Source organism: Priestia sp. FSL R5-0597 (assembly GCF_038006305.1).
In the GTDB taxonomy this organism is placed as follows: domain Bacteria; phylum Bacillota; class Bacilli; order Bacillales; family Bacillaceae_H; genus Priestia; species Priestia zanthoxyli.
Genome location: NZ_JBBOUZ010000001.1, coordinates 1,600,436 through 1,614,331, shown reverse-complemented (window position 1 = coordinate 1,614,331; position 13,896 = coordinate 1,600,436). Strand labels below are relative to the sequence as shown.

The window sequence follows — 13,896 nt, the reverse complement described above, 5'->3', positions numbered from 1 at the left end:
AAAAAGGGGCTATATCAAAGAGGAAACAAGCTCCTTTTGATATAGCCCCCTATAAACTAACCTACTTACACTATGGGCTTTTATTAATAATCAGTATTTCACTTATACATACAATCGCTAAATGACTAAATCACTATACACTTTAAGCTGTACAACTTAAAGCAACTAGGGTACCTACACTAAGTATTACGCTGAATTAATCATTTGTCAATTATTATTTAAGAAAATTTTAAATAATCTGAAATAAAATCGTTATTTTTTATAGCAGCGATGATTCACGGCTGCACAATTTTATTTTTTAAACGTTATCGGACGTTCATGTCGCTTGGGTGCGGACCTTTGCGGCGGTTGCTGTTTAATCCATTAATCTCTGCCATATCATCAGCAGTAAGTTCAAAATCAAACACGTTAAAGTTTTCTTCTATTCTAGACGGTGTAACTGACTTAGGAATGACAATTGTGTTGTTCTGTAAGTGCCAGCGCAATACAACTTGAGCCGGAGTTTTGCTATGTACTTCAGCAATTTTTTGAATAACCTCGTCTTGTAACACTTCTCCTCCTTGATCAAGAGGGCTCCATGCTTCCACGAAAATATTATGTTTGGCGCAAAACTCTTTTAATTCATTTTGAGCAAGATACGGATGGCACTCAATTTGGTTTAAAACAGGCGTTACGTCACATTCATTTAACAAGCGCTCCAAATGCTCAATTTCAAAGTTGCAGACGCCAATTGCTTTTACTTTGCCATCGTGATAAAGCTTTTCTAATGCTTTATACGTCTCCACATACTCATCATATTGAGGAGTAGGCCAGTGAATCAAATATAAATCCACATAATCAAGTCCTAATCGTTCTAGGCTTTCATCAAACGCACGTAGTGCATTTTCATAGCCTTGGTCGCTGTTCCAAACTTTTGTTGTAATAAACAGCTCTTCCCGAGGAACAGAAGATTCTTTAATCGCTTGACCTACTCCTTCTTCATTTTTATAAATCATAGCTGTGTCGATAGAGGTATATCCAACTTCAATTGCTTTTGACACTGCAGCTGCTGCTTTGTTATCTTCTACTTGCCATACGCCAAATCCAAGCTGAGGCATTTTTAAGCCGTTGTTTAATGTGACAATATTCATTTTACATGTCTCCTTTTTTGTTAAAAAGTTCAAAGTTTTAATGATGGTGCCAGCCGATCAGCATAGCAACCTGGCCCATTATAATGCCGACTGGGATTCCTACAATCATGGCTCCAAATCGAAATTTAAAAGACCATGCCCGCGGTACAAGGGAAAACAAATAAATCATACTCATCGTTGCCATACATGTACTGCTAAAGAAACTGACGATAGTGTGTAAATTTGGCATTCCTTCTCCTCATTTCACTAGAACATTTGCGCCTTTTCAATTTCATCATTTATCTTTTGTTCTAATGCCTATGTTTTCGCAGCCGACATAGTTACATTCGTCAAAGGGTTCCGTAATCCTGCTTCAATCAGCTAAAAATACTTTACCTACGTAACTTTTTTAATTAAAACGAATATGTGCTTTTAACTGAGAAGTTGTGTATAATTTCCGTATATACAAAATAATAAGAATTTTTTATTTCAAAGAGAAACTGTACATCCTCTGTAAGGCAATCATACATATTTGCAAGAGTTAACGAAAGGAATGGATATAAAAATGGCGATTGAAAGAGTAAAAGCATATTTTAAACAATATGGCATGGAGAATCGAATTATTGAAATGGATGAGTCCAGTGCTACTGTAGAACTGGCAGCGCAAGCTTTAAAATGTGAGCCGCAACGGATCGCAAAAAGTCTTTCTTTTAACGCAGAAGGAACCGTTCTATTAATTGTGGCAGCAGGAGATGCGAAAATTGATAATCGAAAATATAAAGAAGAGTTCGGAACCAAAGCAAAAATGCTTGGAGCAAGTGAAGTAGAAACGCTGATTGGTCATGCCGTAGGCGGAGTATGCCCATTTGCCGTTAATGAAGGTGTTCACGTGTATCTAGATGAATCTCTGAAACGTTTTGTTACCGTTTTCCCTGCCTGTGGAAGTGGAAATAGTGCAATTGAATTAACAATACCCGAACTAGAAGAATTTTCGAAATGCTTAAAATGGGTTGATGTGTGCAAAGGATGGAATGAATAACTTAGGTAAATTAAGGTACAGATATACATAAAATAAATCAATCAGTACGCCAATAAGCTGAAACAGTTTTTTGTTTCAGCTCATTGGCGTACCTAAACGAATTTATGAAACAGCTTAACCCAACCTAGGTAAGAAACCCCTAAGAGAAATACAAAAAGAAATAGTAAAGGAATGTTCCTAGGGATAAAAAGCCAGCCGTCTAACGTATTCCACAGAAATTCACTTTTATTTGCTTTTCTCATCATTTTCACCTCAAGCAGATTTACTATTTTGTATTCAAAAATTCTTTTACATAGTTATATACAGTATCTTCAACTTATGACCTTTTTTCAAGAAAAACGTGCACGAAAAATGGACTGAATCTGAATCTTCTTAATGTATACCTGTTATGTACTCATTCATCGTCTTAGTTTCATCTGTAAAAAAGAAGAAGCCTACATGTTTAGATGCAGGCTTCTTCTCGTTGATTCAGTCTTTCCTTTGTTTGCCTAGTCAGGCCCTTTCGTTACGTATATCGGTTCATAACCAAAGTGCCTTGCGTGAGATACGGATATCTACTTTCAATTTGCGGTAATACATTTGCTGAAGTCGCTGTTAAGCCTTTCAAAACTAATCAGTCCCTTCAAACGCTAAGTATTTAACCTTTCACAACAACCATTTGCATGATAGCTGCTGTACTATATGTGTACCCCGTATTTATATAGTAAAACCTAAAAAAACAATTTTTTATTACATGTAATTTTCTAGACTTTATAGCAAAGAAAAGTTAGATAGTATAGGTGAAAGAAGCACGACAGCCATTAGCGCTCTACTGTTCAGATTCACGCATTCAAAGAAAAAATCTGAACTTGAAATTCAAAAAATTATTTAATGTATGGTTTCATCAATTTTTTGAAATGCATCTTCAAGTGAAGTATATCCGTTTGTTTCTCCTTCGTTACCTTGAAGAGTCCATTCTTGCTTTTCGACTGCTAATTTCCCGTCTTTATCTTTTAGATAAGGTCTGTTAACCATAAACACATGATCATTCTTTTTTACTGTGTAGCCAAGATAATAGTGATTACCTTCTCCTTCCTCTTCATATACGGAGACGCCTTGAAGGTTATATTTGTTTAAAATGTCATCCATATGATGAGTCAGTTCACTTACAATCGCTTCTCTTCCTACATATTCCACATTTCATACCCCTTTTCATTTCGATTTATACTTAGCATTCCCTTGAGCATATTCAATTACACTATCTTTCAAACGTTGTATGAACAAAGCAAGTCAATATAATAGTCATTCATTACATAGTAATAAAAAAGCTACCTCACTATAATGCAACGAAAAAACATTGCTAAGTGAAGTAGCTTTTTTGTTACCGAAATCTACAGAGAAACTTGATTATAGTTCAGTTAAAATAATCGGTTCACCGTTTGTTACAACAATCGTATGTTCACATTGTGCTACAAGACTATTATCAGGTGTAACAAACGTCCAACCGTCGTCTCCGCGTTCAATGATATGATCAGCCTTCATAGAGATAAACGGCTCTACAGCAATAACAAGACCTTTTTTCAAGAGGGCTTTATCCATTGGATCATAATAGTTTAAAATGTGGTTAGGAGCGTCATGCAAGCTGCGGCCAACACCATGACCCGTTAAGTTTTCAATAACAGCATATCCGTTTTGGTGTGCAAAGTTAGAAACAGCACGACCAATTTGATTTTGTTTTGAACCAGCTTTTACTTTTTTCATAGCTGCCCAAAATGCATCTACTGCAGCTTGACACAGCTTTTCTTTTTCTTCGTCTTGCCCAATAACAAATGAAATACCCGTATCCGAATAATAGCCATCAAGTACTGCGGATACATCCACATTTACTAAATCGCCATCTTTTAATACGCGGTCTCCCGGAATACCGTGAGCCACTTCTTCGTTGACACTAATGCACGTTACACCTGGGAAATTATATTCTTTTTCAGGTGCAGAAATAGCACCGTGTTCATCTAATATTTTTTTACCGATCATATCAAGCTCTTTTGTTGTCATACCTGCTTTTGCTTGTTTTTTCATTTCTTCGCGCGCAAGTGCAACGATACGTCCAATTTTGCGTAAACTTTCTAAATCCTGTTCGTTACCAATAATCATAAAAAAACACTTTCCTTCCTCGAAATATATATCCTATCCGATTTTATCATATTTTTATGAGGATTTTTCAAAAGACCTTTTAAGAACTAAAATGTACGATTAATTAGACTAGTAAGATATTTATCATATGTAAAAATCCTCTTCATTAACCTATGAAATTCAAAAAAGCATGCTACTTCACCGCAGCATACTTTTTTATGTTATATAAAAGCTGCCTTAGTAAGCGGCAGCTTTCACAATTCCTTAATCCACTGTTTCAAATTTCACTTCATTAAACAAACTAGTAGAATTCCACACATTCAGCCCAGCATAACCTTCTGAAAAGGTAGGGTCCATCGTATCGATCACCGGCTTATCATCGAGATAAACTTGAATGTGTTCTCCTTCAGCCGTCACTTTTAGATGGTAATCCGTATTTGTCTTTAAATCCAGCTTTCCCCCATCATCGTAAATAATGAGATCCTTGCCTATTCCGTCTCTAAACGCAATGAGCTTTATTTGATTATTCAGCACATCTACATTCGCAGCATAAGCATTGTTTGCCTGTTCATCCGAACGGAATACTAGCGCTCCTGCTCCTGTAGAATTTGAAACAGAATCGTCTAACACCTTTATCTTTGCTTCATATGTGAAATTTTTTGCTTCTTTTGATGATAAGGTAAAGGAATCTTCTTTGCTTCGTCCTTGTTTTCCGTTAATCGTATCGGCCCATAGTCCGCTAATATTCTTCCATCCAGATAAGTTTGTATCAACAGGACTTTTATTCCAAATAGATTTTAACGGATACATCTTAAGAGAATTTAATTTTACAGCGCCTCCTTTGCTGTAAAGCTTTATTTTATTACTTGAAAGCGTCGGAAAGAGCTGGTCTGTTATTACTGCAGTGCCGTCATTGCCAAATACTTCTACAGACGAATGGTCTACAAACATATGGAGCTTAATCTTTCCCTCTTTTGGAAGCATGGGAGCAGAGTGTTTGCCTTTCACATTTTTACCAAAATTAAAACTTCCAGAGTGTGTTCGATCAACAGATAATTGCTGCTTGTTTATGTTATAGCTGACTTTTGTATTTTCGCTGCCTTCTTTTTGAATTTGAAAACCAAATTCTTGTGCATCTGTATTTGAAACATCGAATTCTGCAATGATTTCATATTTGTTTTCCTGTATGCCTGAAAGAAGATTTTTGTTTTCAGTAACCATCAGATTCTTCAACACCTTTTTTTCTTGCTTATTGCGAATTGAATCAATTGAAACAGGTATTTGTTTTAAACGAAGCCCTTTTGCTGTGTTGGTGAGTTCTATTTTTCTTGGGATTGACATAGAGCTTCTCCAAGTAGTAGTTGGGGTATTGTTGGCATATTGCCAGTTGCTCATCCAGCCTAGCCAATACTTTTCTCCGTTATCTCCTTCAACTCCGCTCCAATCTACAGCGGCATAAAAGTCGGCACCATAATCTGTCCAAAGCACTTCCTCTGGCGGGTTTTCATTTTTAAATGTTTTTCCGTCAAAATCACCAACAAAGTACTGCATACCTGAACCTCCAGCTGCCGCTCCATCATTGATGCTGACTTGCAGCACCCATTTTTTCTTTGTGCTGTCTCCATCAACCGGCAGTTGAAGTAAAGTAGGACACTCCCAAATGCCTCCGTTGCTTCCGTGAGTTGAATTCACCCATTCTCCTGACACTGTGTTCCAATCTGAAAGCTCTCCGCCTTCTCTTTGTTTAGCTTCCTCTGGTTCTTTTGCTACACTGTCTACTTTCTCCGGCATTTTTTCTGTATTAAATACATTTACATCATCTAGATTAATATGCCCCCATCCGCCTACAGCTTGATCAACGGCTTTAATGTACAGTACTTCTCCTATATACTTAGAAGCATCCCATACGTAGCGCTGGTACTTTTCATCTGCAAACTTTGTATTCGCTTGACGAATCAATTCTTTATCGTCGGATGCCCGGACTAAGGCTACATAGCGGTTTGTGGGGTCGTTTCCGCCTCCCATTAACAAATTAATTTCACCTGAACCGCTCAATTTAAAATAAGACGAATGTAATTCTCCAGTGGCATTATCGCCATCTTGCTTATCAGAAAAACCCCATAAATGATACTTTCCTTTTTGTTCAAAAAGACCGCTCCAATTTGCGGTTGCATCCGTTACATGATCGTTTGTGAATGCATTTCCCTTTATCGTTTTCCAGCCGGTGAGATCTCCTGTTTCAAAACTTTTATTTTTAATTTCTTTTTCATCTGTATCAATAAACTTTGTCATGTTAACGTCTTGAAACCGGACTGAAGATTGATTAACATGTAGTCCAAACAATCCTTTTGAAAAAGTTTCATCTTTTGCAGTAAGGGTGAAGTTATCGTCTATATGCAAATCAAGTTCATTTCCCGATGCAGTTACTTTTACTTGATGTGATTTGCTCGTATCAATTTTTTCGTTTGTTTCAGCAAGGACAGTTGAAATGCCATTTTGAAGTTTTACTAGTTTGATTGTATCCTTAGAAGCATCTACGCTAGCTATATATCCGTTTTTGGCTTCCGCGTCTGCTCGGAAAAGTAGCGCACCTGAACCATGGTTTTCATCTAAAAATGTCATATTTGACTCGTAAATGAACTGATCTCCCTGTTCTTCACTCATAATATATCCGTCGCTGTTAGATTTACCGATTTTTCCAGCAGCAGTATCATTCCACGTTCCCGTAATAGATTTCCAGTTAGATAGATTGGTTATGAAATTAGATTGATTCGTAAATTTAACATGACGAAAGACAGCTGTGGAATTCCATGCTGTTAGTCCAAACTGACCGTTTTCAAAAGATGCATCACTGCCTTCTAAAACCTGTTTTCCATTTAGCAGTATCTTAAAGTGGTGACTGTTTGCTTCTACTTTCACGTGATACGCTTGTGACGTATCCAGCCTCATTGGCTTTGAAACAACGGTCGTTACGCTTCCTTTCTCTACTTTGTTAAGTGTTAAGAGGTTCTTTTCAGCATCTAAATTGACGGTATATGCGTTTGTTGCATCTTTATTAGAACGAAAAACAAGGCCTCCTGCACCTTCGCGTCCATTCTTTTCTACAAGCATAATTTCTCCCTCTAGAGTAAAAGATTGACCTTTTTGTTCAGACAAAGTATATGAGTAGGCACCGCTTTGACCGTTTGCTTGGATGCCTCCATCAGGTCCAAACTCACTTGCGTATTTCCAATTTTTCAAGTCAGGTGATGTATAAAACATAATTTTATCTTTAGCAGCTAAAGACATCATCCACTGCTTGGTTTGCTCGTGCCAAAACACTTTTGGATCCCGCCAGTCAGGAACTGGGGGATTTGGCATAACAGGATTTCCTTCATATTTGGTCCATGTTCTTCCGCTGTCCGTGCTGTATGCTAGACTTTGCACCTGCCCTTTACTGCCTGAGTGCGTAAAGATAGCTACCATCGCTTCTTTTCCAAATCCTGCGGTATTATTCCAATCGATAACGGCACTTCCTGAAAAGATCTCTCCGTTCTCATCTGGCGAAAGAGCAATCGGAAGGTGTTTCCATTTCACTAAGTCTGTACTAACTGCATGCCCCCAGTGCATAGGTCCCCAGGTGGTACCGTAAGGATAATACTGATAAAAAAGGTGGTACTCCCCGTTATAATAGACCATTCCATTTGGATCGTTCATCCAGTTCGCTTCTGGAGAAAAATGAAATTGATTCCGGTATTTTTCTTGATAATACCCTGTATTATCAGCTAATACAGGGTATACAGAAAACATACTTATGGAACAAGCGACTCCAATCATCAATAACTTTTTGACGGTTCTTTTCATCTTTCTTTCCTCCTTTATTGGCATACTGGCTATGCAAAACATGTTCACCAGCGGATGCTAGAAGAATAGATGACTCCTCTTATTTATCAGCCTAAAAAGCCGATCCAATAACCTCCTATACCGATTAAGAAAATACCGAAAATAATAAGCAGCGGATTTGTACCTTTTCGAAGCATCCATGCTACTAATAAAGTTAGCGCTAAAGGAAGCAGTCCCGGTAAAATACTGTCGAGTACGTCTTGCACGGTTTTCACGACAACTTTACCAGAATCATCTTTGATCCTAGAAACAACCACTGGTATATTAATAGTGGTCCATTTCGAAACCAATGCTCCCATTACAAACAGTCCTAAAATGGATGCACCTTCCGTCAGTTTTTGAATTCGATTGCCTACTAAATCTTTTAAAATTTCTGTTCCTTTTAAATAACCATATTTTAATCCATAATATTTTGTACTTAATCGAATGGCATTAATTAAGATGAAAAACAGCAGTGGCCCGGCAATATTCCCGCCTAACGCAAGAGATGCGCCTAGTGCTGCGAGGACTGGTCGCAGCGTTCCCCAGAAAATAGGGTCTCCTACGCCAGCAAGCGGTCCCATTAATCCAATTTTCATTCCGCTGATGGCTTTTTCATCAAAATCTTTTTTGTTTGCCATTTCTTCTTCCATTGCTGCCGTGACGCCGAATATAGGTGCAGAAATCCACGGATGTGTATTGAACCATTCTAAATGACGCTTTAGTGCTGCATTTCGCTGTGCCCCTGGTCCGTATAAACGTTTAATTGCTGGAATCATCACGTAACAGTAGCCCATTGCCTGAACACGCTCAAAGTTAAATGAACCGAGTAAAAAATTCGAGCGAATAAACATGCTAAAGATGTCTTTTTTCGTTAATCTTTTTTCATTTTCCATCTCTATCCCTCCCTTAAGTTCGCCGTTTAGGCATCTAAATCATCATCGTCGTCATATACTTGTTCGCTCCCTGTAGCTGCGGGAACGCCTGCCGGCTGCATTTGATTTCGCTGCTGCATTACTTGCTGATAAAGAAGGGCTAAACAAAGACCTAACGCCCCAAATCCTACCAGGTTAAACCCTGTAAATGCCGCTAATAAGAACCCGATATAGAAAAAGGGCTTTAAATGAGGAATGTTCATCATATTGATAACCATGGCATATCCTACGACCACGATAATGCCTCCCCCAATTTGCAGACCTTTTGTAATAACTTCCGGAATATTTCCGAGGAAAGTTTGCACGGCGCTTACGCTGATTAATGTAACAATTAACGTTGGAATCATAACGCGGAGAGCCTGAAAACCCATAGCAGTAATATGCATAATTTCAATTCCTTTAAAGTTCCCTTCTTCCGCGTACTTATCAGCTCGATGAATTAAAAATACTGTGATGGTACGAACAAAAATGGTGAGTACTTGCCCTGCAGCTGCTAAAGCTATAGCTACCGCAATGCCTTCACCAATCCCCTGACCAGCTGTGATAACCAAAATAGTTGAAATAACAGAAGCAATAGCCGTATCAGGTGCCATCGCCAATCCAACATTCATCCATCCAAGAGCCATTAATTCCAGCGTTCCGCCTAAAATAATGCCCGTTTTTAAATCTCCAAGCACCAAGCCTACTAATGTGCAGGCAATGAGAGGACGATGGGATTGCCCTTCGTCCAATACGCTTGCGATGCCAGTTACCGCTGCAATGACTAATAATAAAATAATTTGTATGGAAGACATAAACTCATCTCCTTATTTGATTTTTGTTTCATTTCTCAGTAGTTGAATAAAATTTTCGCTAGAATCTGAAGGTAATTGGCGCAGCTCAAGCTTTACGCCTAGTTCCTGCAGTTTCTCAAAAGCATCGATATCTTTTTCGGTAACGCTTACAGATTTGGTGATTTGTTTTCGGTCATTAGCAAAACGCATGCCGCCTACGTTTACTGTCTCAATAGGCACTCCAGCTTGAACAAGAGCAACAATATCTGCGGGACTTTCAAACAGCAGCATGGCTGTTGTATCCTGATAACGAGGGCTGTGAAATGCTTTTGTCATTTTAGAAATTGAGACAGCACTTGCTTTTATATTCGAAGGAGCCACAGAAAGAATAAGCGTTTTTCGCATTTCATCCGCTGCCACCTCATCTGAAACAATGATAATTCGATCTGCTGCATTTGTTTTGATCCATCTTGTTAATACCTGCCCGTGAATAAAGCGGTCATCAATTCTTGCTAAAACGATTTTCATAATAATCCATCCTCTCCGATTTGGTTTGCTTGCTGGACTTTCTCCAAATGTTCACTGCACACTTGAAAACTTTCTTCATTCACTTGCTTTAATCTCCCTAGCATCTCTTTTAATGTAACGTGTTCCCTCATGGCTAACACTTCTAATAACATAGGCAAGTTAACTCCGGATACCATATCCGCTGTTTTGTTTTTAAGGATATATGGAGTAGCCGCATTGTAAGGTGTACCTCCAAAAATATCGACTAGAAAAAGCACTTCATTTTCTAAGGGCATCTCCTCTAATGCTTGCTTATATTTTGCTTCAAGCGTTTGGATACCCTCTCCTTTTAGAAAAGGTACGGCTACTACGTGATTCTCTTCACCAAATATCATTTTGGAAGCCCCCTCTAATGCTGGTGCGAAATCACCATGCCCACTAATAATGACTGAAATCATGTACACTTGCTCCTCTCTTTTACGTTCTACACTTATTTATTGCAAGTATCGTGCCAACAAAGAGTATTAAGCGCTTTCATTTATTTTTCAATACCTTTTTCTATGTTGTTGATACAGGTTCCTTAAAATAAACAAACCTGTATCAAAACGTCATGCGTTTTAATACAGGTTTTTCTGTTATTTAAAAAATGGGATAAAAAAAGAAACTAGCGGCATATAAATTAAACTAGTTTCTTGGGATTATCATATGATTTTTACATTTCATCCGCAAAAATGGTGGCAATAAATAATTTTTCATCTCTTGTTAAGGTAAGTTTAAGCTTTTTTTCGACGGCTTGTAATGTTTTTTCCGTTTTTTGATAAATACTTTCTAACTGATGAGTGATTTCTTCATCCTCCGGAAAAGCAAGGGGTTCGTTTTTTATCATTCTTTCTAAAGCAAAGGCTGTATGCATCACAATTCGAATCATAACGGTGTTGCTTAATTCCATTTCTAACTCATCTTGTACGTGACTTAACCACTCTAACAGAATTTCACTTATGAGATACGGATTAATAAATAGAAGGTACTTTCGCAAGTTTTCTTCGCAAAGTTCACGCACTACAATATTCCCTTCAGTCTTCTCCTCATCATAGCGTATCGTTTCTTTTGTAATTGCCTGTTGAAGTATTCGCTCTCCCTGCCCTTCAATAAGGACTTCTAGTGATACATGAGGCGCATCAATCTTAGGGTTTTTGGTACCTGCTGTTGCGACAATTTCATATTCTTTTTGAATTTCCCGAATGTTTGCTGCTAATTTAATAGAAGAAACGGTTAGAATTTTAATAGGCTCTTGAGATACTTTCCGTGAAATAATCGTTAAGATTTTTTCTAATTGTTTTGCTGTACCGCTTCCTGTTGTACAAATAGAAACAAGGGCTTTCTTTTTCCCAAACACATGCTGCTGCTTATCTATAAATTCCATAAAGTCTTTTTGCACCGAATCAAATATGGCATATAAATTTAAGTCTAAATAATTTACTTTTCTAACGGTGTCTAACACCATAGACGTCGTCACGTTGCTGATTGTTTTAATCTTAGTCCCTGTTTTTTGTTCTAACTTGCTTTCTAACATGGCAAGCGAGCCCATGTCTACAAGCATTAATACGCCTTCTCCTTCATCTACTTTCTTAATTCCCTGGATTAATCTATCTACAATTTCGACTGGAGATACCGTCAAAGGCACATCAATAGCTATAATAGGAGTACTTCCTAAAAGCTCCGTAGCCACTTCTACCATAGAAGTTGCCGTGCTGTTTCCATGGGCAGCAACTATAATTCCTACTCGTTTATTTTCTTTTAACGTTCGAATTGATTGAATAACCATTGTGAGATAAATAACTTCTATTTCTGGTACGCTGATGTTAAACCACTTTTCGATTCGATTTTTAAAAAGCAGGGCTACCGCATATTCTTTTGGATACGTTTCGCGAATTTCATCTATCTCCTTTGTATTTAATACGTCTACTTGTTTTTTTCGCTTTAAAAAGGATTCCATATGCATACTCAAAAAATGAATAAATCTGCGATCAAATTTACAGTTCAATTCTTTTTCTGCTAAATGTTTTAATTCTTTTGTAAGCTGAATTACGTCGTCTTCTACGAATTTCATTAAATTAGAACTCTGGCCATTTTTTTGATTAAAAAAGCTCCGAACATTCAAATGAATGTCGGTAAGAATATATTGATTGATGTCTTCTTGAGATAAACCTTCTTTTGTTAAAACATCTACTTTTTCTTCTATTAACTGATATAAATTAAACGATACGTCTTCCTCTATTTTTATTTCTTGGCTCTCCATAGCCGGAGAAATGATCGTTTTGAGATTTACATATTCAGAAATTTTTCTGCTGCGCTCCATATTTTTACTATTTGAAATCCAATCTCGTTTAATATCATCAGGCAAATCTCTCACTGTAAGTTCCACCATATGTTTACTATCAAGGTTATTTAAAAATCCGTGTGCGCACACGAGCTGTACATTGGACTTTAACTGCCCTACATTCCCAAATTTTTCAGTGTGGATTAAAGCATTTAATACATCAATGTGGACACTTAGCTTTTTATTAATTCGTTTAGCTTCTTGTTCTAAAAGAAACGTTGTGAGATGAATCTTTTCTTTGAGAGATCGCTCTTCTAATGACGGAATATGGATAGTCATCGGAATTCTTCTTAAGAAAGTTTGCAGTAAGGCTGAACCGGGATTTTCAGTTGTAGCACAAATAATTAATACTTTAGACGTTCGCTTATGATCTGTTTCCCCCAGGCGATTGTACGTACCTTGATCAATGAGGTAAAAAAGCATTTCTTGACCTTCAGGAGGAAGCCGGTGTATTTCATCCATAAAGAGAATGCCTTCATTTGCTTGTTCTACTAAACCTACTTTACTTTCAGTTGCTCCAGTGAAACTCCCTTGCTTATGACCAAATAACTGAGAAAGAAGTAATTGAGGATTGTGATAGTAATCAGCGCAGTTAAAGGTAATGAACGGGGCCCCTGTTTTTAACCTCTCTGAATATATAGCAAATTGATAGATTCGTTTTGCAAAAAGAGATTTGCCTGATCCCGTGGGACCTAATAGCAGCATATGTAACCCATTGGGCGGGTAAAGAACAGCAGCTTTTGCTTGAGAAATCGATTTTTTCAAACTGCCTGTGGCTCCAATCATTAATTCAAAAGGATTAGCAGAAAGTGCTTCTTCTTTTCCCCCATTAGATAGCTGCTCTAGTTTTTCCACTTCCATCTTATTCGTATCCCACTTTTGACGAAAAATGGTTTCGACAATCTCTAGCGGAGCGTAGCGAACGGGGAACATTTTAATTTTAATTACTTTTTGCATGCGGACAAGTTTGTTCAGTTCAAGACTTACATTAGATCTCTCTAAATCTAACTGTTCAGCAATTTCAATCGCTGAGCTTCCTTGGTTATGTAAAAGTTCCACTTCTGTAAACTCCTGAAAATTACTCAACAGCTGATTGTATACCTTATCAATTCGTTTCATTAGAAGCACCTTCTTTATTTTCAGTTCACGATCGGAAGTTTCTCTTTCAAAGAAATGAGAC

The 13,896-nt window shown here is 37.6% G+C and carries 11 protein-coding genes; 1 reads left to right on the top strand and 10 read right to left on the bottom strand.

Annotated features, from left to right (window positions below; genetic code table 11):
• Window positions 1-305 precede the first annotated feature (305 nt).
• Window positions 306-1,130 carry an aldo/keto reductase gene (locus tag MKX72_RS08140; RefSeq protein ID WP_028413925.1) on the bottom strand — a complete coding sequence of 275 codons (825 nt, stop codon included), beginning with the start codon at window positions 1,128-1,130 and terminating at the stop codon, window positions 306-308.
• A 37-nt stretch (window positions 1,131-1,167) separates the two neighbouring features.
• Window positions 1,168-1,359 (bottom strand): hypothetical protein, encoded by a 192-nt coding sequence (locus MKX72_RS08135; RefSeq protein ID WP_033578521.1) that lies wholly within the window; start codon window positions 1,357-1,359, stop codon window positions 1,168-1,170.
• 315 nt (window positions 1,360-1,674) lie between these two features.
• On the opposite strand from MKX72_RS08135, the gene MKX72_RS08130 reads away from it, so the two are divergent.
• The gene (locus MKX72_RS08130; RefSeq protein ID WP_034267780.1) at window positions 1,675-2,148 is read left to right on the top strand and encodes a YbaK/EbsC family protein; all 474 of its coding nucleotides are present in this window, start codon (window positions 1,675-1,677) and stop codon (window positions 2,146-2,148) included.
• 867 nt (window positions 2,149-3,015) lie between these two features.
• Here the strand turns inward: MKX72_RS08130 and MKX72_RS08125 are convergent.
• From MKX72_RS08125 to MKX72_RS08090, 8 genes are all read right to left on the bottom strand, one after another.
• Window positions 3,016-3,324: a DUF5634 family protein gene (locus tag MKX72_RS08125; RefSeq protein WP_028413927.1), complete on the bottom strand. Its 309-nt coding sequence runs from the start codon at window positions 3,322-3,324 to the stop codon at window positions 3,016-3,018.
• A 210-nt stretch (window positions 3,325-3,534) separates the two neighbouring features.
• On the bottom strand, window positions 3,535-4,281 hold the full coding sequence (gene map / locus MKX72_RS08120) for a type I methionyl aminopeptidase (protein ID WP_014460782.1): 747 nt from the start codon (window positions 4,279-4,281) through the stop codon (window positions 3,535-3,537).
• Window positions 4,282-4,524: 243 nt separating this feature from the next.
• On the bottom strand, window positions 4,525-8,103 hold the full coding sequence (locus MKX72_RS08115) for a GH32 C-terminal domain-containing protein (RefSeq protein ID WP_155008587.1): 3,579 nt from the start codon (window positions 8,101-8,103) through the stop codon (window positions 4,525-4,527).
• 86 nt (window positions 8,104-8,189) lie between these two features.
• Window positions 8,190-9,017: a mannose/fructose/sorbose PTS transporter subunit IID gene (locus MKX72_RS08110; protein ID WP_013056298.1), complete on the bottom strand. Its 828-nt coding sequence runs from the start codon at window positions 9,015-9,017 to the stop codon at window positions 8,190-8,192.
• Between the two features lie 26 nt (window positions 9,018-9,043).
• On the bottom strand, window positions 9,044-9,850 hold the full coding sequence (locus MKX72_RS08105; RefSeq protein WP_013056297.1) for a PTS mannose/fructose/sorbose transporter subunit IIC: 807 nt from the start codon (window positions 9,848-9,850) through the stop codon (window positions 9,044-9,046).
• 12 nt (window positions 9,851-9,862) lie between these two features.
• Entirely contained in the window at window positions 9,863-10,357 is a 495-nt protein-coding gene (locus MKX72_RS08100; RefSeq protein WP_155008588.1) for a PTS system mannose/fructose/N-acetylgalactosamine-transporter subunit IIB, read from the bottom strand.
• Window positions 10,354-10,794: a mannose/fructose/sorbose PTS transporter subunit IIA gene (locus MKX72_RS08095; RefSeq protein WP_033578518.1), complete on the bottom strand. Its 441-nt coding sequence runs from the start codon at window positions 10,792-10,794 to the stop codon at window positions 10,354-10,356. The genes MKX72_RS08100 and MKX72_RS08095 overlap by 4 nt, the downstream gene beginning before the upstream one ends.
• A gap of 254 nt (window positions 10,795-11,048) precedes the next feature.
• Window positions 11,049-13,835: a sigma 54-interacting transcriptional regulator gene (locus tag MKX72_RS08090; protein ID WP_155008589.1), complete on the bottom strand. Its 2,787-nt coding sequence runs from the start codon at window positions 13,833-13,835 to the stop codon at window positions 11,049-11,051.
• Between the last annotated feature and the right edge of the window lie 61 nt (window positions 13,836-13,896).

Coding starts and splice junctions, on each gene's coding strand:
- MKX72_RS08140 (WP_028413925.1), bottom strand. CDS start 1,130: ATGAATATTGTCACATTAAACAACGGCTTAAAAATGCCTCAGCTTGGA.
- MKX72_RS08135 (WP_033578521.1), bottom strand. CDS start 1,359: ATGCCAAATTTACACACTATCGTCAGTTTCTTTAGCAGTACATGTATG.
- MKX72_RS08130 (WP_034267780.1), top strand. CDS start 1,675: ATGGCGATTGAAAGAGTAAAAGCATATTTTAAACAATATGGCATGGAG.
- map (WP_014460782.1), bottom strand. CDS start 4,281: ATGATTATTGGTAACGAACAGGATTTAGAAAGTTTACGCAAAATTGGA.
- MKX72_RS08115 (WP_155008587.1), bottom strand. CDS start 8,103: ATGAAAAGAACCGTCAAAAAGTTATTGATGATTGGAGTCGCTTGTTCC.
- MKX72_RS08110 (WP_013056298.1), bottom strand. CDS start 9,017: ATGGAAAATGAAAAAAGATTAACGAAAAAAGACATCTTTAGCATGTTT.
- MKX72_RS08105 (WP_013056297.1), bottom strand. CDS start 9,850: ATGTCTTCCATACAAATTATTTTATTATTAGTCATTGCAGCGGTAACT.
- MKX72_RS08100 (WP_155008588.1), bottom strand. CDS start 10,357: ATGAAAATCGTTTTAGCAAGAATTGATGACCGCTTTATTCACGGGCAG.
- MKX72_RS08095 (WP_033578518.1), bottom strand. CDS start 10,794: ATGATTTCAGTCATTATTAGTGGGCATGGTGATTTCGCACCAGCATTA.
- MKX72_RS08090 (WP_155008589.1), bottom strand. CDS start 13,835: ATGAAACGAATTGATAAGGTATACAATCAGCTGTTGAGTAATTTTCAG.